This window comes from Pseudomonas sp. GM79 (assembly GCF_000282495.1).
Taxonomy (GTDB): Bacteria; Pseudomonadota; Gammaproteobacteria; order Pseudomonadales; family Pseudomonadaceae; genus Aquipseudomonas.
The window spans coordinates 13,773-34,055 of record NZ_AKJE01000121.1 but is presented as its reverse complement, the minus strand read 5'-3'; the positions used below and the strand labels follow the sequence as shown (position 1 = coordinate 34,055).

The following is a 20,283-nucleotide window of genomic DNA, read 5'->3' as shown; positions in this document are numbered from 1 at the left end:
GACTTCTGGTTTTACGACTGCTGCGCAGCCGATCGCAGCCTCGCAGGCTCGACAGCTCCTACAAAGATTGCGTTGTAGCTGTAATAGCTTTACTGACCGGCATTTCAATCCAGCGTGAAGGCTAGCCGAAAGCGTTCAAGTGCCGCTTCGCTGTCGCCGCTGGCCCAGCCCTCAAGCCCGACGACACCGGTGTATCCCATGCGGAACAAGGCTTTGGCAATGGCCGGATAATGGATTTCACCGGTGCCCGGTTCCATGCGGCCGGGGACATCGGCGACCTGGATTTCCCCGATGGCGCTGCCTGCGCGCTGGATCAGTTCGATCAGGTTCCCTTCGCCGATCTGGGCATGGTAAAGGTCCAGGTTCATCTTCAGATGAGGGCTGCCCACGGCCTCGATCAGCGCCAGGGTATCGTCGGCGCGAGCGAAGGGAGTGCCGGGGTGGTCCACCTCGGTATTGAGGTTTTCCAGCAAGAATACCCGGCCTGCGTCTTCGCCCAGGCGAGCGATTTTTTCCAGGGTCTTGCAGGCGCTCAACCACATGCGTCCGGTGGTGTGGGCCACGGGTTTGACCGGCAAACCTTTGTCGCCCAGGCCAGTGCCATGCAGGTTGAGACTCGGGCAATTGAGTTGTGCGGCGACGGCCAGCGATTCTCGTGCGCTGTCGAGCAGGTGCTGGATGTCTTCGGGGTCGGTCAGGTTGCCCGAGATGTAGCCGGTCATCGAGGTGAAGTCAGCGCCCGTGGCGACAAGGGCCGCAATGTCTTTCTTCGTCCAGTCCCAGAGTTCGGCACTGAACCCCAGCGCATGAATGCGTTTGACGCGCTCTGTGAATGGCAGATCGAGGAAGACCATCTCGGCACTGATCGCCAGTTTGAACGGTGTGAAACTCATGAATGGGCTCCTTGCACGCGCACAGGTTTGCCCTGCTGGAAGGACTCGATACACGCGCGGGCAATGGCCAGTGCAGCACGGGCATCTTCGCCGCTGGCGAGGGGTTTTTCGCCGGTGCGCAGGCAGTCGACAAAGTGGTTGAGCTCGGCCACATACGCATCACGCAGCAGGTCGGTGTCCAGGCGCTGGGTATCGGCCTGGATGCCATTGGCCAGATAACGAACCAAGTCAGACTCATTGGCGCTGCCCATGGTCAGCATGCCAGCGCTGCCGAACACTTCCCCTCGAACATCGTAGCCATACACGGCCTGGAAATTGGCCTCGGCCGTCGCGATGGCGCCGTTGTCGAAACGGATCGTGACCACGGCGGTGTCGAGGAAGCCCTTGGCCTTGTAGTCCGGTGCAATCAGGGCATCGGCCATGACGAAAACTTCAACCGCTTCGGCGCCGGGATTGAGGTAGCGCAGAGTATCGAAGTCATGGATCAGGGTTTCGAGGAAAATCACCCACTGCGGCGAGGCCGCCGGGTTGTTCAGCGCCGGGTCGCGGGTCAGTGAGCGCAGCAGTTGCGGCGTACCGATGCGGCCGGCGACCACGTCCAGGTGGGCGGCCCGGAAGCTTTTGGCAAAGCGGCGGTTGAAGCCGACCTGCAGTGGCACGCGCGCATCGGCGGCTGCGGCGATGGCGCGGTCGGCCTCGTCGAGGGTGATGGCCATGGGTTTTTCACAAAACACACCTTTGCCGGCCCGGGCCGCGCTGATCACCAGTTCGGCATGGCTGCGGGCGGGGGCGGCAATCAAGACAGCGTCGATTTCCGGGTCATCGAGCAGTTGCTGTGGATCGGTGTAGACCCGTTGCACACCCAACTCTGCGGCCAGGCGCGCGGCTTGACCGGGGGTAGGGTCGGCGATGGCGGCCAGACAGGCGCCGGGAATGTGTCTGGCGGCAGTCAGGCCGTGAAAGCTGCCCATGCGGCCAGCACCGATGAGACCCAGGCGGATGATCTTGGACGTACTCATGAAATGACTCCCTTTTATTGTTGTTCAATGACTCGCAGCAGGAATGTCCTCGCTGGCGTTAATCAAGAGAGCAAGGGCTGTGCCAATATCTAAATGCTTGATATTTAAGGAGTTAATTAATATTTATTGAAAGATGTGTTCATTCGCATGACATGTCTACACTGACATGTCTAAAACGTGAACATAGAAGCGGATCGATGATGGTGAACCCACAGCTAACGGCCTTCAGCGCGCAAGACCTCGATTACATCACCGCGCTCGGGCCTGCGTCGTTGAACGAAGGACCGATCGCCGAGCTGGACCAGGCTTGGCTGGCTTGCCTGAAAGGGCGCATCGATCGACCTGCAGGAGTCAGGCAGGTTATCTGGGATTCATGGCTGCGCAGCGTCAATGCCGGCCTCGATCCTGAGGATGGCGAATACCGGTTTGTCGCCCCGACCGTTCTGGCCGCAACGCTGGCGACCAATCGCGCCTTGATCGCGGCGGCGGCGGAGGTCATGAAGGGATTGCTGGCTTACAACCCCAGGGGCCATATCAATCTGACCGATGCCGCAGGCACGACCCTGTATTTCTGCGGCCTGGACCTCACGCCCGTGGGCAGCCGGCTGCTGGAGTCGGTGCAGGGCACCAACTGCACCGGGCTGGCGCTTGCCGAAGATCGCTTGGTGTATGTGCTGGCCGAGGAAAACTTCGGGATCGGCCTGCGTCGGCGGCGCATGCATTGTGCTGCCGCGCCGATCAGGGATGCGCAGGGCAGGACGCTGGCCATGCTGACCTTGACCGCCGAGCCGGGCTGGTTTCATTTCCATACGCTGGGCACCGTCCAGGCAGCGGCCGAAGCGGTCTCGCGGCAGATGGCGCTGCAGATACTGCTGGAAGAACAGCAAACCGTCCTCGAAGTGCTCAACGAGGGTCTTGTGGTGCTGGATGAGCGCGGCTGCATCAAGGCGCTCAACCGTTATGCCCGCCAATTGTTCCGCGTGGGCCGGGATCTGCTGGGCAGCCCGTTCCAGCGTCTGGGCCAGAGCGAGCTGACCGATGAGATGCTGCTGCGTGGCGGGGAAGGGCAGCAGTATGAAGGGATAAGGGACCTGGATTGCACGTTTGAATTGCATGATCGCAGCCACTTGGCGTGCCTGGTCTCGGTGTGCCCACTGGAGCAGGGCGGGCGCATTGTTTCGCTGCGCGAGAACCGGCGCATCCGGGAAATTACCCGGCGGATCATCGGCACTCAAGCCAGCTACACCTTCGAGACCATTCAAGGCAGTTCGCGAGCCATACAGGACGCGTTGCATCTGGGGAGGATCGCCAGTCGCAGTGACTCGACCACGCTGATCCTGGGTGAAAGCGGCACCGGTAAGGAGCTGTTCGCCCAGGCAATCCATAACGCCAGCGAGCGTTGCAATGGTCCGTTTGTGGCGGTCAATTGCGGGGCCATTCCGCGAGATCTGGTGCAGAGCGAACTGTTTGGTCATGTCGAGGGCGCCTTCACCGGATCGGCCCGTGGAGGCTCTGCCGGGAAGTTTGAACTGGCCGATGGCGGAACGATCTTCCTCGACGAAATCGGTGACATGTCTTTCGATGCCCAGGTCAGCCTGCTGCGCGTCTTGCAAGAAGGCGAGGTGACTCGCGTGGGCGCGAAAAAATCGCAGCAAGTGGACGTACGCATCATCGCCGCCACCCACCGCAACCTGAGCCAGGCGGTTGCCGATGGCGCCTTCCGTGAGGATCTTTACTACCGGCTCAATGTGCTGAACCTGACGGTTCCGCCGCTGCGGATGCGTCGGGAAGATGTTCCATTGCTGGCGCGGCATTTTCTCAATCGTTGCACCCGGTCATTGCGCAAATCGGTGCAGGGCATCTCGCCCGAGGCGTTGGATATTCTTTCGGCCTACAGCTGGCCGGGTAATGTTCGCGAGTTGGAAAACACCATTGAACGTGCGACCAATCTGGCAGTGACCGAACTGATCCAGCCAGCTGATCTACCGCTTGAAATCAAGCAAAGGCTACGTCAGCCGGTGCCGGGAAGTGTGCCCGAACCCCTGGCTGCCCTGGACCTTGGCACCCATGAAATGAATGCGATCATCGCGGCCCTCAGGGATACCCGCGGCAACATCCGCCTGGCCGCTAGGCAGCTGAATGTTTCTCGTGGCGGGTTGTACAACAAGATGAATCGGTTCGGGCTGAGTGCCGATGCTTTTCGTTCGGAACCCGACTTCTGATGAGTAGGCTGAATGAAGAGCGACCTTGTGGCGAGGGAGCTTGCTCCCGCTGGGCTGCGCAGCGGCCCCAATAGGGCTGCCGCAGTTTTTCAGAAAGAACTCAGTGATCGGTTTTGGGGCTGCTACGCAGCCCAGCGGGAGCAAGCTCCCTCGCCACAGGTTTGGTGTGTCTGCGAAAGTGTGTGGATACTCTCGGTACCCCTCACAGGTTCAGCCTCGAGCGTTCTCTGAGGTCACGATCTGCAACGGAATATGGATTCGATGCCGTATCGGGTCGAAGTCCGGCGTGGTCTGCAGCTCCACCAGCAAGTCGACCAGCGCCGCCGCCAGCAATCGCGGTTGGGAGTCGATCACCAGGCTGATCAATCCCTGATTCAGGGCTTGTCGCGACAGCTCGGTCGACTCTTGCAGAATGCAGCACAGCGACGGCTGCTTCGGTAGCTGCGACAGGGCATTGATGACCCCGTCGCCGCCACCGCCGACCACGCACAACCCCCGCAAGTCGTCATGCCGTGCCAGCAGGTCCAGCGTCGCCTCTTCGGTGATGTCGCAATTGTCCAGATTGATCACCGCTTCCAGCAGCCGCAACCCTGGGGCGCGTTCTGCCAGGTAGCTGCGCAACCCCTCGACCCGCGCCTGATGGCCAAGAAAACGGTGGCCGCCGAGCAACACCCCGACGCTGCCTTTGCGGGCGCCACACGTGTGCGCCATCAGCCAACCCATGGTACGTCCGACCTCGTGATTATCCTGGCCGACGTAAGGCTCATCCGCCGCCTCATGAATGTCCGACAGCATCGCGATCACCGGCACGCCGGCCTCTCTGATCTGCGCGATGGCGGCATTGATCAGCGGATGCGCGAAGCTGACCACCGCCAGACCATCGCACTGCACCGCCAGTTGTTCGATCTGGGCAATGATCGCGCTGGGCGTGCGATCAAAGACGTACTCGAATTGAATGCTCAGGTTGGCGCCAGCCTGACGCTGCGCCGCCTCGGTGATGGCGGCGGCCACGTTGCCATAAAACGCCTGGGCGGTACCGAGCAAGAGGATGCCGAAACGATAGGTGGGACGACGTTCGCGGATCCGCTGGCCGATCAGCCTGGCAGCGAAATAACCGACCGCTTCGGCGGCCTGGAATACCTGCTCGGCGGTGTCCGGGTTGACCGGAGCCCTGGCGTTGAGCACCCGGTCCACGGTAGCGACACTCAAGCCAGCGTGTTCGGCAACGGTGGCGATGGTTGGGCGTTTAGTGTTGTTCATGGCGGGCCCCGCAAGCGCTTTGATAGAAAACTATCAAGCTTCAATGGGCCTGGATGATAGCTTGATAGGGAATGTATTCAAGGGCTTGAGGGTGATTTCTGCGCTCTCTATATTTTCCCCAGCGATGTGATCCCGCGTCGAAAAGTGCGTAAAACAATCAAGCTTGCGGAGAACAATAAAATGCCTGAACAAAACGCAGCCTTTGAAAGCCCTGGTAAACCCAAGCCTCGGGATTATCGATTGACCGGCCCCGAAGCCGCCCGAGCGGCGCAAAAAGGCCTGGTATCGGCAAGCTGGTATCAATCCCCCATTTCTCGTAAACGCATGAAGGAATTAATGCAGCGCCGCGATGGCCCGGCCTTGCTTGATACCGCGATCTGGCTGTCGGCGATGGTCGTGACCGGGTTCGGTGGCTACTGGTTCTGGGGCTCCTGGGCCTGCGTTCCGTTCTTCTTCGTCTACGGGCTGCTCTACGGCACGGCGTCCAATGCCCGTTGGCACGAAGCGGGTCACGGTACGGCGTTCAAGACCCGCTGGATGAATGATGCGGTCTATCAGCTGTCGAGCTTCATGTTCATGTTCGAACCCCAAGTCTGGCGCTGGAGCCATGCTCGGCACCACACCGACACCGTGATCGTCGGCCGCGATCCGGAGATCGTCGAACCACGTCCGCCAAGCCTGATCAATATGGCGCTGAGCCTGTTCAGAATGCCTTACGCGTTGAACACGATGTGGTCAGTCTGCAAGCACGCGGTAGGGCGGATGGGTGAAGAAGAACAGACGTTCATCCCCGAATCCGAGTGGCCCAAGGTGGTGAGGGACGCACGCGTCTGGCTAGCGATTTATGCGCTCACCGTGGGTACTGCGGTTTATCTGCAGAGCTGGTTGCCGCTGATGTTTATCGGCCTGCCGACCCTCTATGGCGGTTGGCTGTCCTACCTGTTCGGCCTGTCTCAGCATGTCGGCCTGGCTGAGGACGTACTCGATCATCGCAGCAACTGCCGCACGATTTATATGGGCCCGGTGCTGCGCTTCATGTACCTCAACATGAACTATCACCTTGAGCACCACATGTATCCGATGGTGCCGTTTCACGCGCTGGCACAACTTCACGAGGAGATCCGCCGTGACTGCCCGCCGCCTTACACCAGCCTGTTCGAGGCCTTCAAGGAAATCATCCCGACCATCTGGAAGCAGCGCAAAGACCCGACTTATTTCGTCAGTCGCCCTTTGCCACAAAGCACCAAACCCGCCGCAACCGTCCGGGCACAACCTGAAGCAATGCCGGGCTGACATCCAATAGGCACAACCCCTGTGGGAGCGGGCTTGCTCGCGAAGACGGCGTCACAGTCAACATCGATGTCGCCTGATACACCGCTTTCGCGAGCAAGCCCGCTCCCACATGACACCTTCCTGTGTGTACCACTACAAGAGAAAACGCCATGACCGATCAATGGATCGATGTATGTGCCGTGGACGATATCGACGATGAAGATGTCATTCGTTTCGACCATGGCCAGCACACCTATGCCGTCTACCGCTCCGCTAACAGCGAGTTTTTCGCCACCGCGGGCCTGTGCACCCACGAGTCCATCCACTTGGCTGATGGTTTGGTGATGGACCATGTCGTCGAGTGCCCCAAGCACAACGGGCGTTTCGACTACCGCTCCGGCAAAGCCCTTGGCGCACCGGTGTGCGTCAATCTCAAGACCTATGAAGTCCGGGTCGAGGCGGGGCGTGTGCTGCTCGCCATCACGGTTTAACTGCACGGAGTCTGTGCCATGAATCCTGCCAATGCTCCACTGGTCATCGTCGGCGCCGGGCATGCGGGTGGCCGTGCGGCCCTGACCCTGCGCGGCGAAGGTTATAGCGGTCGCCTGATTCTGATAGGCGACGAGTCCCACGCGCCCTATGAACGTCCGCCGCTGTCCAAGGGGCTGTTGCAGGGCACGGTCGATCTGGCGGGTTACAGCCTGTGCGATACCGCTCAGCTCGCCGAACTGGACATCGAGCACCTGGCCGGCAACCCGGTGAAATGCCTGGATCCGCAGCAGCATCGTCTGCAACTGGCTGACGGCAGCTGGCTGCATTACGCCCGGCTGTTATTGGCGACGGGAGGGCGCTCGCGCAGACTCGCCTCGGTGCCCGAGCACCTGCTCAATGTGCTTTATCTGCGTACCCATGACGAGGCCCTGGCACTGCGCGCTTCGTTGCAACCTGATACCCGGGTGGTGATCATCGGTGGCGGCTTCATCGGGCTCGAAGTCGCCGCCACCGCCCGGGCCTTGGGTTGCACCGTGACCTTGCTCGAGGCCGGTCCGCGCTTGGCGGGTCGGGTGTTGCCGGAGCAACTGTCCAGTGTCCTGATGGAACTGCATCGCAGTCGGGGCGTGGATGTCCGGCTGAATGTGGCGATTGAGGCGGTGCAGGGCACTACTCACGTTGAGTCCGTGCAACTGGTCGACGGCGAGTTGCTGCCCTGTGACCTGGTGGTGGTGGGCATCGGCATGCAACCCAACACTGAGCTGGCCGCGGCCGCAGGGCTTGAGGTCGGCCAGGGCATTCGCGTCGATGCCCAACTGCGCACCAGTGCGCCGGACATCTTTGCGGCGGGCGATGTCTGTGAATTTCGACTGCACCCGCAAGGCGTTTTCCAGCGTCAGGAAACCTGGCGCAACGCCGAGACCCAAGGTCGTCACGCCGCCCTGAATCTGTTGGGCGGCGAGCTGCCCTTCGAGGTCATTCCCGGTTTTTGGTCCGATCAATACGACTGGGGACTGCAGACCGTGGGCGTGATCGCAAACACACAGCCCACGGCGAGCCGGACAACCCCGGGTGGCGGATTCCTGTTGTTCTACCTCGATGCCGAGCAACGTTTGCAAGGCGCTTGCGGCTGGGGGCAGGGGAATAGCATCGCCAAGGACATCAAGCTGTGCGAACGGCTGATCGCTCACCGTGACCTCCTTTCGGTAGACGCTCTGGCCGACGCCGATGTACCGCTCAAACAACTGCTGAGGAACTGACATGCGTGAATTCCTGGTCTTTCAGTCCCAGTGGGCCATGCAAGATCACCGCGGCCAATGCGACCTTTCCCTGGAAGCGCAAGTGGAGAAAATCGCCGCCGCCGGCTTCGACGGCATCACCGACCATTTCTGGGTCGCGCCACATGCCGCACGCCTGCATGCCGCCGCCAAGGCGCAAGGCCTGCAAATCGAAGGGCAGGTGTTCCCCCGCACCGTGGATGATCTGGCGGCAGCGATCGATGTCGCGTCCCGCTACGGCTGCCACCACCTCACGCTGCAAGCAGACGTGCGGCCGCGCACGTTGAAGCAAGCTATCGAACTGATCGAAGGCTGGCAGCGTCTGGCCGAGCAGGTGGACTTTCCTGTTCTGCTGGAAACCCACCGTTATCGCCTCACCAATGACCTGTTGTTCACCCTCGACATTCTCGAGGAAATGCCCGATCTCAAACTGTTGGCCGACTTGTCCCACTATGTCGTGGGCCGCGAACTGCCAGAACCGGCCACTGCCGAAGACGACGAACAGATCCACACCATCCTTCGCCACAGCTGGGGTTTTCATGGTCGTGTCGCCAACGGCGAACAGGTCCAGGTGCCCCTGAGCTTCGCCCAGCATCGACCCTGGCTGGAACGTTTCCTGGGCTGGTGGCGCTATGGAATAGAGGATTGGCTGGCTCGACCGAACACGCCCGACAGCCTGTCCTTCACCTGTGAACTCGGCCCGCCACCCTATGCCATCACGGGTGCCGATGGGCGCGACATCACCGATCGCTGGGCCGAGGCGCTGATGCTTAAGGAGGTGATACGTGAGGTTTGGGATGATTGTCGGGCGGGGTCAAATGATGGGGGGTGATTGAATGCAGATTTGCCGTCAAGCTATCTACGGAACCCGAGGCAATTCAGCATGTGGGTAGCGAAGAAAACATCTCCAGACCACTCCCACACGGGTCTATCAGGTAAAAACCAGAACGGAATCACTTTTTCGGTGGTTTACCGCTGGCAGGGATGTGCAGGTACGACATCACGCTTTCAGTCAGTTCGGTTGCCAGTTTGACCGCTTCTTTATTGCGCGCCATCACGCCGGCGACCAAGCCTTCGATTAAGGCCAGCACCGCGATGTTGGAGCTGGTCAGTACCGGGTGATCGCAGGGCGCAAACAGCGTGTGCTCGGCAATGCCGGTGAGCGGCGAAGCGGGGGAGTCGGTAATGGCCAGCACCGATGCGCCACGTTCATTGGCGAAGCGTGCCAGTTGCAGGGTGTCGAGGGAGTAGCGCGGCAGGGAGATCGCCAGCAATACGTCCTGGTCGGTGATTGCGGCCAGACGGTAAGCGGCGTTTTCGTTGCCGCCTTCCATGCTGATGGCCGCGGCGTCCGCACAAAAGGGCATCAGGGTCGAGGCGGCGAGGCCGGCGAAGTAAACACTGTTGCCGAACCCCAGAATGTAGATTTTGCGTGCCGTGGTCAGGCGAGTGACGAAGGCTTCAAAGGTGTCGGCGTGGTTGTTGCTCGTCGCCGTGGTCAGGTTGCTGCTGGCGCTCTGGAGTTGCTCATGCAGGCCAAACGCGCCGCCCGGGCGATGGGCAAGTTCGTTGCGCAGTTTGTCGACCGGCGACACCATCTGCTGCAACGTTGCGACCAGCTCGGCCTTCATGCCGCTGTAGCCACCGAGGTCCAGCGCTTTGGCCAGGCGGTTGACGGCGGCGGGTGAGGTCAATGTCTCGTGAGCCATCTCCTCGATGGTCAGTGTCGCGGCCTTGAGCGGGTGACGCAGGATAAAGTCCGCGACCTTGCGCAGTGACGGCGGCAGTTCGGAAACGATTTCCGTCAGTTTGCGCATGACCGGCGCGGCATAGACAGTGGTGTCTTTCGATGGGGTTGGCATATCCAGCTCAACATTTCCTGAAGGTGAAAGAAGGGCTGTGCCTGATGCCCTGACAAGGTTGGCTGGAGTGTATCCCAAGCCTGCCTTGTCAGGGCAGCGTCGATCCGTGGATGGGTGGGCGGCGGTCTTACTTCAAACTCCCGGACAGAAACTGCTGGAGGCGTTCGGATTGCGGGTTGACCAGCACCTCGCTCGGGTCGCCGCGCTCTTCGACAACGCCCTTGTGCAGGAACACCAGTTGGTTCGACACCTCTCGGGCAAAGCCCATTTCGTGAGTCACCACCACCATGGTGCGGCCTTCCTGCGCCAGATCCTGCATGACTTTAAGCACTTCGCCGACCAGTTCGGGGTCGAGCGCCGACGTCGGCTCATCAAACAGCATCACTTGCGGTTCCATCGCCAGTGCGCGGGCAATGGCCACGCGCTGCTGCTCGCCACCGGACATATGCGCCGGCCAGGCGTTCATGCGGTGGGCTACCCCGACTTTATCAAGGTAGTGCTCGGCCTTTTCCCGTGCCTCTTTTTTGCCCAGGCCCTGCACATGCACCGGGGCTTCCATGACGTTTTCCAGAGCGCTCATGTGTGACCAGAGGTTGAAGTGTTGAAACACCATCGATAGCTGTGAACGCATGCGTTGCAACTGCTTGGGTTCGGCCGCCTTCAGCCCGCCAAGCTTGTTGGCTACCAGCTTGAGCGGTTCGCCATTGAGTACGATATTGCCCGCATTGGGTTGCTCCAGCAGGTTGATGCAGCGCAGGAACGTACTTTTGCCAGAGCCGCTGGAACCGATGATGCTGATCACGTCACCGGCCTGTGCTTGCAGGGACACGCCCTTGAGCACCTGGTGCGCGCCGTAGCTTTTATGCAGGTCTTGAACTTCGAGTTTGTACATGGTTTTAACTCTCTGGCATCAGTCGCTGAGCAAGCGACCCTGGCGAATGGGGGTAGAACCGGCAACTTTGGCCAGCCACAATCCAGGCTGGGCATAGCGCAGCCGTTCGCGGGCATAGAGAATGCCGTCGGTGCTGGCGCTCACCACGCTATGGCGGTCGGTCAGCGGGTCGATGACCTCGAAGAGCGGATCGCCGACCCTGACCTGCGCGCCCAGCGGTTGCAGAAAACTCACCACACCCGGATGGGGCGCACAGGCGTACTGCGCGCCGGCGAATGGCATGGCCTGGCAATGACTCGGCGGTGCCGCTGGCCAGTCACCGCTGATCAGGCCTTGTTCGGCGAGATACCCGAGAATGGCTTGTGCACTGTCGACGCATTGCCCGCGCTCGGTGTCTGCCATGCCACGCAATTCGATGGTGGTGGCCATGCATGCCAGGGGAATATTGGCTTCAGGAAACCGCTCAGCCAGGCGTAACCATGTAATTGCGCAGGCTTCGTCGAAGGCACTGCCGCCCGCATCTTCGGCCAACAACGTGACCCCGGCACCGAGGCGAGCGGCCAGTGACTGCAAGCGCGGCCAGTGTTGCGGCATCGCATACAACAACATGATCGATTCGAAATCACAGTGCAGGTCCAGCACCACATCGGCGTCACAGGCATGCTGCAGCAACAAGCGACGCAGGCCGTCGAGTTCCGAGGTCGGTGCTGGCATGGCGGCGAGGGCATCGCCCATGGCGCGGCGGATGAGTGCGACGTTGGCGTCGGCATCGTCTACCAATTGGCCTTCCAACAGGGGGGCGACGGCATCGACCAACTCCGGGAACTCGCGATTGAAGTTCTTGCCGCTGGAGAACTCAAAGCGCCCCTGATGGGTGGCCTGGAACATCTGGGCGATCCCGATCGGATTGGCCATTGGCACCAACTCGATCACCCCGCTCAGGCGGCCTTGTGTTTCCAGTTCCAGAAGACGGCGCTTGAGCTCGACGGCGACGCGCATCCCCGGCAACTCGTCGGCATGCAATGACGCCTGGATGTACGCTTTGCGTGGTCCACTGCCAAAACGAAACAGCGTCAGCGTGCGTTCGGTGCCCGATGCACTCCACGGCAAGCGGTATTGAATGTGCTCCATAACAGCTCCTTAGTACTTGCGCGGTGCCAGATACGCCAGCCAATGGCGCTCGGCCAACTTGAACAGGCGCACCAGAATGAAGGTCAGGGCGAGGTAGATGAGCCCAGCGGTGATAAACGCCTCGAACGGCAGATAGAACCGTGAGCTGACAGTCCGCGCGGCCCCGGTGATGTCGACGAGGGTGACGATGGAGGCCAGGCTGGTGGTTTGCAGCATCATCAGCACTTCGTTGCTGTACTGCGGCAATGCCCGGCGCAAGGCCGACGGCATGAGAATGCGGCGATACAGGGTCAGGCGTGACATGCCCATGGCCTTGGCGGCTTCGATCTCGCCATGGGGGGTGGATTTCAAACTGCCGGCCAGCAACTCGGCGCTATAGGCACTGGTGTTGATCGCGAAGGCCAGACAGGCGCAAAAGGTGGCGCTGGAGAGGTAAGGCCAGAGCACGCTTTGGCGCACTGCTTCGAACTGCGCCAGGCCGTAATAGATCAGGAACAGTTGCACCAGCATCGGCGTGCCGCGAATCACGTAGGTATAGAGCCAGGCCGGGAAGTTGATCAGCGGTGATCGCGACACCCGCATCAGCGCCAGTGGAATCGCCAATACCAAACCCAGGGCCAGGGAAATCAGCAGGACTTTGAGGGTCAACAAGGCGCCATTGAAGTACAGCGGCAGGTGTTCCCAGATCAGGTTGTAGTCGAGAATCATGGGCGGTTCCCCTCACAATTCGGCGGCTTTGATGCCGACCGAGTAGTGTTTTTCCAGATAGCGCAGCACCAGCAAGGACAGGCTGGTGAGCATCAGATACAGCGCGGCTACCGCGAGGAAAAACGTGAATGGCTCGTGTGTGGCATCCGCTGCGTTCTTGGCTTTGAACATCATGTCCTGCAAGCCGATCACCGAGATCAGCGCGGTGGATTTGGTCAGTACCAACCAATTGTTGGTGAACCCGGGAATGGCGAAACGAATCATCTGCGGTACCAGAATTCGCCAGAACACCTGTGCACCGCCCATGCCATAGGCCACGCCGGCCTCGGCCTGACCTTTGGGGATCGCCATGAAGGCGCCGCGAAAGGTTTCCGAGAGGTAGGCACCAAAAATGAAGCCCATGGTGCAGACGCCGGCGATAAAGGGGTTGATGTCGATATAGCGGGTGTAACCGAGTGCCAGGGCAATGCGGTTCACCAGATCCTGGCCACCGTAGAAGATCAGCAGGATCAGCACTAGGTCTGGGATACCGCGAATCAGGGTGGTGTAACTTTCCCCGAGCACGGCCAGCCATTTGAGTGGTGACAATCGGAATGCCGCGCCGATCAGCCCCAGGGCAATTGCCAGGGACATGGACGTCAAGGCCAGGTTTATGGTCAGCCAGGCGCCATCGAGAATGCTCGATCCGTAGCCGTGAAGCATCATGAAGTTCCTCAAGCGAGCGCCGTGAGGCGCGCAAGACAACCCCTGACAGACGCCTGCAATGGGCCGTCGCCGGGTCTTGGGTCAGGGGGGCAGGGGTAAGGGCTTACTCGCCGTAGATATCGAACGCGAAGTACTTGGCCATCACTTGCTGGTACTTGCCATTGGCGCGAATGGCGTCAATCGCGGCACTCAGGCGCGCAGCGTTGGCACTGTCGCCTTTGCGCACGGCGATCCCGGCACCCCGACCAAAATACTTCGGGTCGTTGATGTCGGGCCCTGTCAGTGCGAAGCCCTGGCCAGCCGGTGTCTTGATGAAGCTCTCATCGGTGTTGACGACGTCGGCGAGGGTGGCGTCCAGACGACCCGAGGCGAGATCGAGGAAGGCTTCATTTTGTGAGGAGTAGCGCACCACGACGACGCCGGCTTTTTCCAGTTGCTCGGTGGCAAAGCGATCGTAAGTCGAGGAGCGCTGCACGCCGATTTTCTTACCCTTGAGGTCCACCAAAGGGTCATTGATCAGGTTGCCGGCCTTCATCGCGAACTTGCCCGGTGTGTGGTAGTACTTTTTGCTGAAGTCCACGGACTTCATCCGGTCTTCCGTGATCGACATCGATGACAGCACGGCATCGATCTTGCGCACTTTGAGCGACGGGATCATGCCGTCGAACTCCTGAATGACCCACTCGCATTTGACCTTCATTTCTTCGCACAAGGCGTTGCCGATGTCGTAATCGAATCCGCTGACGTTGCCCTCTGGTGTCTTGAAGGAGAAGGGAGGGTAGGCGGCTTCGATACCGATACGCAGGCTGTCTTCGTCGGCATGTGCCAGGAAGCTGAAAGCGCATAGCGCCAGAGCACCTAGAAGTTCTGTCTTGTTCATATTGTTGACTCCTTGGAGGGCATTTTGGGGGTGCGGGTGCCCGCCATCCGGGTTGGCGCGGCGGATCAGTCCTGTGATCGGCGAGACTATAAATGACATAATAAAAATCAATATGCAATGTTTGTGAAAATATTCATATCAGTTCGGGGCGTGGCAAAGCGCAGCAGTGCCCGGTTAGCGTGGGCACTGTTGACCGGTTGTGCGGGGGATCACAAAGATTGTTCCGGGGGGGGCGAATGACCGTTTTTGGGTGTGGATTCAACCAGTCGATGCAACAGATTGGCTAAATCTTTCAGCGGGTGTTTCGTCGTTCAGGGTTTTCCAGCGCCAGCCATTTAAGACGCCGCGACGGCGATCAGATCGCCGTCACGACGTTAGTGCTCAACCGCGAATGAACGCCAACAAATCAGCGTTGATCTGATCCGCGTTGGTCGTCGGCATACCGTGGGGAAAGCCCGGGTACGTCTTGAGGGTGGAATGCTTCAATAGTTTGGCCGAAAGCGGCGCAGAGTCGGCAATCGGCACAATCTGATCATCCTCTCCATGCATGACCAGTGTGGGCACCTGAATCGCCTTCAGGTCTTCGGTGAAGTCGGTCTCGGAAAACGCTTTGATGCAGTCGTAATGAGCTTTTGCACCGCCCATCATGCCTTGCCGCCACCAGTTGTCGATTACGCCTTGTGAAACCTTGGCCCCGGGTCGATTGAAACCGTAGAACGGCCCCGACGGCACGTCCAGGTAAAACTGCGCGCGGCTGGCGACCAGTGCCGAACGGAACCCGTCGAACACTTCCAGAGGCAAACCGCCGGGGTTCTTCTCTGACTTAACCATGATGGGGGGAACCGCGCTGATCAGTACGGCCTTGGCAACGCGTCCCGGTTTGGCTCGAGCGGCGTAGCGCGCTACTTCACCCCCACCGGTCGAATGGCCGACATGGATCGCGCCTTTAAGGTCGAGCGCATCGGTCAGCTCGATGACATCGGCGGTGTAGGTGTCCATTTCGTTGCCCATCCAGGTTTGGGTCGAGCGCCCGTGACCGCGGCGATCGTGTGCGATCACCCGATAGCCTTTGAGCAAGAAAAACATCATCTGGTTGTCCCAGTCGTCCGCGCTCAATGGCCAGCCGTGGTGAAACACGATGGGCGTCGCCTCTTTCGGACCCCAATCCTTGAAGAAAATCTCGGTGCCGTCTTTGGTCGTAATAGAGTTCATAGCGTGCATCTCCTTGTGATCTGGTTTGTGTTGGGTTGTAGAGGGCTTGTCAGCGGCCTGCGTCAACCCGGAAAAACTGGAAAGCGGAATCAACAAACTGGCGGCCACTACTGCTGAACTTGTCAATATGGCCCGACGCTGGAGATCTATCTCCCGATTGGAGTCTTTCATTGGCGGTCTCTCGATCATGTGTTGTTGCTCAGGGAGATTCGTGCCTCCGTGAACGCAGGCGCAAACCCGACAAGCGATCAGTAGTCCCAGAAACCCGCGACCCAACGAAAGGCGTCACCGTCCACTGCCACCCGGCCAACGGAGGGGAAGGGCAGGTGAGTCGCCACGAACAGCTCACCGCTAGCCGCCGCCTCTTGCAACAGGCGGACACGAACGCGAACCGACTCCTCAGGGTCATGTTCAAAGCCGTTATGCCAGTCGGGGTGTTCGAAGGCGACCGGGAACAGGGCGTCGCCCGCGAAGGTCAACCGCTCGCCGCCGGATGTCACGTAGACCACGCTGTGCCCTGGAGTGTGGCCGCCGGTGAGCTTGACGACCACGCCTGGCGCCACTTCATACTCATCTTCGAACGTGCGCACCTTGCTGCGATACTCGCTAATGAACTGATTGGCCGTTGCCCGCAGGACGTCCGGCACCGGCGACGGCATGGCGGTGAGGGAGAAATCGGGCGACTCCCAGAACGCGACCTCGGTGGCTGAAACGTGGATGCGCAGATCCGGACGCAGTTGGCTCTTCACCTCATCGACCAGCAGCCCGCCGATATGGTCCATGTGCATATGGGTAATCACCACGTCGGTCACGGACGAAAGATCGATACCGGCGGCCTTCAGTCGTTTGGGGAACTGCCCGGCTCGCGGAAAGCCGGGGAACTGCCCGCCCAGTCCAGCGTCGACGAGGATGAGCTTGTCGCCACTGCGCACCACCAGTACGTTCAGCGCCCAATCGAACGCGTCCGGCCCCAGGAACATGTCCTTGAACCAGGCCGCGCGGGCGGCTGGGTCGGCATTGGTGGACATCGTCTCGGTCGGCAGGGGCAGCACTCCATCACTGACCACCAGCACGTCAATCTCGCCGATCCGCAGCGCATAGCGCGAAGGAACCAGCTCCTCGGACCCCGTGTTGTGCAAGCTCATGTTTGACTCCTGCTGAGCGTTCCTTTTCTGTGCTCCATCCTTTTGGGTGGGGTGGTTCAACTGCATTGTCATGGTCCTTCTCCTATTGCTTGGGTCACGTCGGGTTCAGGTGGAAGGGGCTTCAGGCCACAGGAATCATCGGGTCGGCTGCTGCCAGGGCGGCGGCCCGATCAGCTGCCGGCGGGTAGATCCACTGGGTGTTGATCTGCGTCTTGAGCTCCTTGGCCGTTTCCTTGACCAGCTTGAGCTGACGATCCCAGCCTTCAGTAAACACCGCGCCCCAGGCGCCCAGATCGAGGCAGGTCACGTACTTGGGCTGACGGTAGGGGGTGGACGCGACACCGAGCAGGTCCGCAGCGACATTATTGCCGGCGTGACGGCCTAGAGAAATCGCATGCTGGCAAGACATTGCGGCGAAGTTGCCGAGGTCGTCGGTGGCGGCATAGGCGACGTCTCCAGCAGCGTAGACATGCTCCTGGCCGAGCACCTTCAGGTTCTCATCGACGTGCAGGCGCCCCTGGACATCGCGCACGCTGGAAATCTGTTCGGTCAGCGGACTGGCGCGAAAGCCGACGGTCCAGATCACTGTTTGGCTCTCGATGCGGCGACCATCGGCGAGGGTAACGCCGTTGGCGTCCACTGCGGTCACGCTGGCGTTGACCACCCATTCAATGCCCAGGTATTCGGACGCCTCGATGATTGATGGACGAATTCCCTCACCCATGGTTGCGCCGATCTGAGGCGCACGGTCGATGATGATCACGCGGATGTCCTGATCGTTACCGAGCAAGGACCGCAGGCGCGCCGGCATTTCGGTGCCGGTCTCGATACCGGTGAAACCGCCACCGGCGACCACCACCGTGTTGCGGGCAACGCTGGAGGGACGGTTCTTGAGGGATTTGAGGTGGTTCTCCAGACGCACCGCGGCTTCGATCTGATCAACGTCGAAGGCGTGGGCGTCAAGGCCTGGCACTGTCGGACGGGATAACTGGCTGCCAGCGGCAAGTACCAGGCGATCGTAGGTCAATGTGCTCCACCGGCCAGCCTCATCGCGATAGCCAACGGTCCTTCCGAGGTCATCAATGTGCTCGGCGGTGCCTTTGATGAAACGCACACCTACCGAGTCGAACAACCCATCCAGGGGAGCGAACATTTTGTGCACGTCGCTTTCGTAGAAGCGGGGACGGATGCGCAATTGCGCCTGGGGTGCCAGCAGCGTGATTTCCACGTCGCTACGACTGTGCTTATCCAGTAGGCGGGCGGCGCTCAATGCACTCCACACACCACCGAACCCCGCACCAATAACCAGAATATGCTGTTTCATTAGTTGTTCCTCAAAAAGGTTTTCAATGTTCTTGAAGTTGTTCTTCAAGTTTGGTGGGGCGATAAACAGGCGCCGAAAGTCAAGGCATCCATGTTGAAAGCAGCAGGTCGCCCGCGGTGGATTTATGTTATGGCTGGATTATTTGCGGCGCACTTCTACATCGGTTCAGAAAAACTATACGTCAGGGGGTATGGGTATATACGAAGGTTTGTATTGGCTGCAAAAGAGAACGTTCAGAGCGCTCTCAGTTCTGCTGGAGGAGGGCTGTTTCGATGTAGTTCAGAAGCTTATTGGCGTCACAAGGTTTAGGCAGACAGGCAATCAGCGCAGGTGTATTGGTGCCAGGGGCGGGGAGGGCTTCAGGGTAAGCAGTGATGAACACAGTGGGAATGTGAAAGCCCATCGCGACGAGCTGCTTGTGAAGCTCCAAACCGCTCATTCCCGGCATCTGGATATCGGAAATGAGGCAATGTGTTTGAGCGGGGCCGTTCGTGTTGAGAAACTCTAGAGCGCTGCAATAAGTTTGAACTTTGTAACCGCTGGATCGCAGCAAGCTTTCAAGCGCTTTCCGGACCGAGTCATCATCATCGACGATGGCGATAATCATTGAGTTGCGTATGGGTGTGTCTTGCTTCATTTGGGACCCTCGTGACAGCTTTGGCCGTTATTACAACATACGCCGACTTATAAAGTGTTGAAGTATACCAATGTATAATCTGCTAAGACCAAAGTGTGGGGGAACTTGGAAGTTTGATGAAGTCACCCAGGTTGGTCTTGTACTACTGGGTCGCGATTGCGGGCATACCCACGTACAAGGCTGCACAACCAAGGGATACATCGGTTGAACCTAGATACAAGTGACGGCTTGCTGTTGGGCTGCATAAGCTTGAACTCCCTTACTCATGCGGCCTTGTGCCTAGACGGTGAACGTGATGAACAGAAATGATCTGCGGCGTGCCGACATCAATCTGTTGATTGTCTTCGAAACAGTGATGTGCGAGCGCAACGTTACCCGGGCCGCAGAGAAACTTTTCCTGTGCCAGGCCACTATCAGCAGCGCCCTCGGGCGACTGCGTTCGATGTTCAATGATCCGCTGTTCATCCGCACTGGCAGGGTGATGGAGCCGACTGCGCGCGCAGAAGAAATTCATGCGCGGCTGACGCCAGCATTGGATGGCATCGCTGTCGCCTTGAGTTGTGCCCAGGCGTTCGACCCACTCACCAGTGACGAGACCTTTCATATCGGACTCTCTGACGATGTCGAGTACGCGCTGCTTCCACGTTTGATCAAGCACCTGCGCGATGAGGCGCCAAACATCACGCTGGTGGTGCGCAGAGTGGACCATCGGCAACTACCCCAATTGCTGACCTCGGGAGAGATTTCCGTGGGTATCAGCTTCGCCCAGGAGCTGCCGGCCAGTGCTCATTGCAAAAGCCTGCGAGCGATGCAGCCTATGCTATTGCGCGCCGATTCGGACCCTGGCGCCCTGGGGCTGGATGACTTTTGCAGACGGCCTCATGTGGTTGTCTCGTCGATGGGAAATGTCATCGACGATGCCGACCATGCCCTGAGTCTGGTCGGTCGGCAGCGCAGGGTAGTCCTGGCTGTTCCGCAGTTCAGTGCCTTGCCCGCTTTGCTCGCCGGCAGCGACATGATTGCGATCGTACCGGACTACGTCGCCCGGGCCATGGCGCGAATGGAAGGGATGCGTGCCGACTTTGCGCCGTTGGCGCTACCGGCGCCGGACTTGTCCATGGCTTGGCGCGGCGCGGCCCACAACGACCCTCGGGAACGCTGGTTGCGTTCGTGCTTCTGTCGCTATCTCGGTCAACATCAAGAGCAGCCCGTGCCTCTGGCTGTAGCGTGACTTGAGGCTACGTTGTTCCGTGAAGCGTCCCCCCCGTTAGCTTTATCACTGGCATTGATATTTGTGCTGCCGGTGGGCTGGGTCAAATCCAGGTTCTAATGGTACTGGAAGCTGTTGTAGG

Annotated in this window: 19 protein-coding genes; 6 read left to right on the top strand and 13 right to left on the bottom strand. The window is 59.8% G+C overall.

The features are described 5' to 3' along the window. Positions 1 to 104: 104 nt before the first annotated feature. Positions 105 to 893, bottom strand: a complete 789-nt coding sequence (locus tag PMI36_RS00160; RefSeq protein ID WP_007904524.1) for a TIM barrel protein — start codon at positions 891 to 893, stop codon at positions 105 to 107. Next, on the bottom strand, positions 890 to 1,912 hold the full coding sequence (locus PMI36_RS00165; protein WP_008076677.1) for a Gfo/Idh/MocA family oxidoreductase: 1,023 nt from the start codon (positions 1,910 to 1,912) through the stop codon (positions 890 to 892). The genes PMI36_RS00160 and PMI36_RS00165 overlap by 4 nt, the downstream gene beginning before the upstream one ends. 200 nt (positions 1,913 to 2,112) lie before the next feature. Between PMI36_RS00165 and PMI36_RS00170 the strand changes: the two genes are divergently transcribed. Then, positions 2,113 to 4,134, top strand: a complete 2,022-nt coding sequence (locus tag PMI36_RS00170) for a sigma-54 interaction domain-containing protein (protein WP_008076675.1) — start codon at positions 2,113 to 2,115, stop codon at positions 4,132 to 4,134. Positions 4,135 to 4,344: 210 nt separating this feature from the next. On the opposite strand, the gene PMI36_RS00175 is transcribed toward PMI36_RS00170, so the two are convergent. Continuing rightward, on the bottom strand, positions 4,345 to 5,394 hold the full coding sequence (locus tag PMI36_RS00175) for a LacI family DNA-binding transcriptional regulator (protein ID WP_008076673.1): 1,050 nt from the start codon (positions 5,392 to 5,394) through the stop codon (positions 4,345 to 4,347). A 180-nt stretch (positions 5,395 to 5,574) separates the two neighbouring features. Between PMI36_RS00175 and PMI36_RS00180 the strand changes: the two genes are divergently transcribed. The 4 genes from PMI36_RS00180 to PMI36_RS00195 all read left to right on the top strand — a co-directional run bounded on the left by PMI36_RS00180 (position 5,575) and on the right by PMI36_RS00195 (position 9,267). Next, complete coding sequence (locus tag PMI36_RS00180) at positions 5,575 to 6,687, top strand: fatty acid desaturase family protein (RefSeq protein WP_008076670.1); 1,113 nt, start codon at positions 5,575 to 5,577, stop codon at positions 6,685 to 6,687. Between the two features lie 149 nt (positions 6,688 to 6,836). Beyond that, positions 6,837 to 7,157, top strand: coding sequence for a MocE family 2Fe-2S type ferredoxin (locus tag PMI36_RS00185; RefSeq protein WP_007904516.1), 321 nt, complete (start codon positions 6,837 to 6,839; stop codon positions 7,155 to 7,157). 18 nt (positions 7,158 to 7,175) lie between these two features. Continuing rightward, positions 7,176 to 8,417 (top strand): NAD(P)/FAD-dependent oxidoreductase, encoded by a 1,242-nt coding sequence (locus PMI36_RS00190; protein WP_008076669.1) that lies wholly within the window; start codon positions 7,176 to 7,178, stop codon positions 8,415 to 8,417. A gap of 1 nt (position 8,418) precedes the next feature. Beyond that, positions 8,419 to 9,267 (top strand): sugar phosphate isomerase/epimerase family protein, encoded by an 849-nt coding sequence (locus tag PMI36_RS00195; RefSeq protein WP_008076668.1) that lies wholly within the window; start codon positions 8,419 to 8,421, stop codon positions 9,265 to 9,267. A gap of 121 nt (positions 9,268 to 9,388) precedes the next feature. Here PMI36_RS00195 and PMI36_RS00200 read toward each other — a convergent pair whose 3' ends face one another. The 10 genes from PMI36_RS00200 to PMI36_RS00245 all read right to left on the bottom strand — a co-directional run bounded on the left by PMI36_RS00200 (position 9,389) and on the right by PMI36_RS00245 (position 18,931). Next, positions 9,389 to 10,297, bottom strand: coding sequence for a MurR/RpiR family transcriptional regulator (locus PMI36_RS00200; RefSeq protein WP_008076667.1), 909 nt, complete (start codon positions 10,295 to 10,297; stop codon positions 9,389 to 9,391). A gap of 127 nt (positions 10,298 to 10,424) precedes the next feature. Beyond that, positions 10,425 to 11,189: an ABC transporter ATP-binding protein gene (locus PMI36_RS00205; protein WP_007904480.1), complete on the bottom strand. Its 765-nt coding sequence runs from the start codon at positions 11,187 to 11,189 to the stop codon at positions 10,425 to 10,427. A gap of 18 nt (positions 11,190 to 11,207) precedes the next feature. Then, positions 11,208 to 12,320, bottom strand: coding sequence for a succinylglutamate desuccinylase/aspartoacylase family protein (locus PMI36_RS00210; protein WP_008076666.1), 1,113 nt, complete (start codon positions 12,318 to 12,320; stop codon positions 11,208 to 11,210). Positions 12,321 to 12,329: 9 nt separating this feature from the next. Further along, positions 12,330 to 13,028 carry an ABC transporter permease gene (locus PMI36_RS00215; protein ID WP_008076658.1) on the bottom strand — a complete coding sequence of 233 codons (699 nt, stop codon included), beginning with the start codon at positions 13,026 to 13,028 and terminating at the stop codon, positions 12,330 to 12,332. 12 nt (positions 13,029 to 13,040) lie between these two features. Then, entirely contained in the window at positions 13,041 to 13,730 is a 690-nt protein-coding gene (locus tag PMI36_RS00220) for an ABC transporter permease (RefSeq protein WP_032830789.1), read from the bottom strand. A 106-nt stretch (positions 13,731 to 13,836) separates the two neighbouring features. Then, positions 13,837 to 14,613, bottom strand: coding sequence for an ABC transporter substrate-binding protein (locus tag PMI36_RS00225; protein ID WP_008076656.1), 777 nt, complete (start codon positions 14,611 to 14,613; stop codon positions 13,837 to 13,839). A 381-nt stretch (positions 14,614 to 14,994) separates the two neighbouring features. Then, positions 14,995 to 15,825, bottom strand: coding sequence for an alpha/beta fold hydrolase (locus PMI36_RS00230; RefSeq protein ID WP_008076654.1), 831 nt, complete (start codon positions 15,823 to 15,825; stop codon positions 14,995 to 14,997). A 248-nt stretch (positions 15,826 to 16,073) separates the two neighbouring features. Further along, the gene (locus PMI36_RS00235; protein ID WP_008076653.1) at positions 16,074 to 17,042 is read right to left on the bottom strand and encodes an MBL fold metallo-hydrolase; all 969 of its coding nucleotides are present in this window, start codon (positions 17,040 to 17,042) and stop codon (positions 16,074 to 16,076) included. A gap of 49 nt (positions 17,043 to 17,091) precedes the next feature. After that, positions 17,092 to 18,294, bottom strand: a complete 1,203-nt coding sequence (locus tag PMI36_RS00240) for an NAD(P)/FAD-dependent oxidoreductase (protein WP_008076652.1) — start codon at positions 18,292 to 18,294, stop codon at positions 17,092 to 17,094. Between the two features lie 244 nt (positions 18,295 to 18,538). Continuing rightward, positions 18,539 to 18,931 (bottom strand): response regulator transcription factor, encoded by a 393-nt coding sequence (locus PMI36_RS00245; RefSeq protein ID WP_008076651.1) that lies wholly within the window; start codon positions 18,929 to 18,931, stop codon positions 18,539 to 18,541. A 295-nt stretch (positions 18,932 to 19,226) separates the two neighbouring features. On the opposite strand from PMI36_RS00245, the gene PMI36_RS00250 reads away from it, so the two are divergent. Beyond that, complete coding sequence (locus tag PMI36_RS00250; RefSeq protein ID WP_008076650.1) at positions 19,227 to 20,162, top strand: LysR family transcriptional regulator; 936 nt, start codon at positions 19,227 to 19,229, stop codon at positions 20,160 to 20,162. Positions 20,163 to 20,283 lie beyond the last annotated feature (121 nt).

Bases quoted from the DNA above. Each gene is read 5' to 3' on its own strand.
- PMI36_RS00160 (WP_007904524.1), bottom strand. From the start codon at position 893: ATGAGTTTCACACCGTTCAAACTGGCGATCAGTGCCGAGATGGTCTTC.
- PMI36_RS00165 (WP_008076677.1), bottom strand. From the start codon at position 1,912: ATGAGTACGTCCAAGATCATCCGCCTGGGTCTCATCGGTGCTGGCCGC.
- PMI36_RS00170 (WP_008076675.1), top strand. From the start codon at position 2,113: ATGGTGAACCCACAGCTAACGGCCTTCAGCGCGCAAGACCTCGATTAC.
- PMI36_RS00175 (WP_008076673.1), bottom strand. From the start codon at position 5,394: ATGAACAACACTAAACGCCCAACCATCGCCACCGTTGCCGAACACGCT.
- PMI36_RS00180 (WP_008076670.1), top strand. From the start codon at position 5,575: ATGCCTGAACAAAACGCAGCCTTTGAAAGCCCTGGTAAACCCAAGCCT.
- PMI36_RS00185 (WP_007904516.1), top strand. From the start codon at position 6,837: ATGACCGATCAATGGATCGATGTATGTGCCGTGGACGATATCGACGAT.
- PMI36_RS00190 (WP_008076669.1), top strand. From the start codon at position 7,176: ATGAATCCTGCCAATGCTCCACTGGTCATCGTCGGCGCCGGGCATGCG.
- PMI36_RS00195 (WP_008076668.1), top strand. From the start codon at position 8,419: ATGCGTGAATTCCTGGTCTTTCAGTCCCAGTGGGCCATGCAAGATCAC.
- PMI36_RS00200 (WP_008076667.1), bottom strand. From the start codon at position 10,297: ATGCCAACCCCATCGAAAGACACCACTGTCTATGCCGCGCCGGTCATG.
- PMI36_RS00205 (WP_007904480.1), bottom strand. From the start codon at position 11,189: ATGTACAAACTCGAAGTTCAAGACCTGCATAAAAGCTACGGCGCGCAC.
- PMI36_RS00210 (WP_008076666.1), bottom strand. From the start codon at position 12,320: ATGGAGCACATTCAATACCGCTTGCCGTGGAGTGCATCGGGCACCGAA.
- PMI36_RS00215 (WP_008076658.1), bottom strand. From the start codon at position 13,028: ATGATTCTCGACTACAACCTGATCTGGGAACACCTGCCGCTGTACTTC.
- PMI36_RS00220 (WP_032830789.1), bottom strand. From the start codon at position 13,730: ATGCTTCACGGCTACGGATCGAGCATTCTCGATGGCGCCTGGCTGACC.
- PMI36_RS00225 (WP_008076656.1), bottom strand. From the start codon at position 14,613: ATGAACAAGACAGAACTTCTAGGTGCTCTGGCGCTATGCGCTTTCAGC.
- PMI36_RS00230 (WP_008076654.1), bottom strand. From the start codon at position 15,825: ATGAACTCTATTACGACCAAAGACGGCACCGAGATTTTCTTCAAGGAT.
- PMI36_RS00235 (WP_008076653.1), bottom strand. From the start codon at position 17,042: ATGACAATGCAGTTGAACCACCCCACCCAAAAGGATGGAGCACAGAAA.
- PMI36_RS00240 (WP_008076652.1), bottom strand. From the start codon at position 18,294: ATGAAACAGCATATTCTGGTTATTGGTGCGGGGTTCGGTGGTGTGTGG.
- PMI36_RS00245 (WP_008076651.1), bottom strand. From the start codon at position 18,931: ATGAAGCAAGACACACCCATACGCAACTCAATGATTATCGCCATCGTC.
- PMI36_RS00250 (WP_008076650.1), top strand. From the start codon at position 19,227: ATGAACAGAAATGATCTGCGGCGTGCCGACATCAATCTGTTGATTGTC.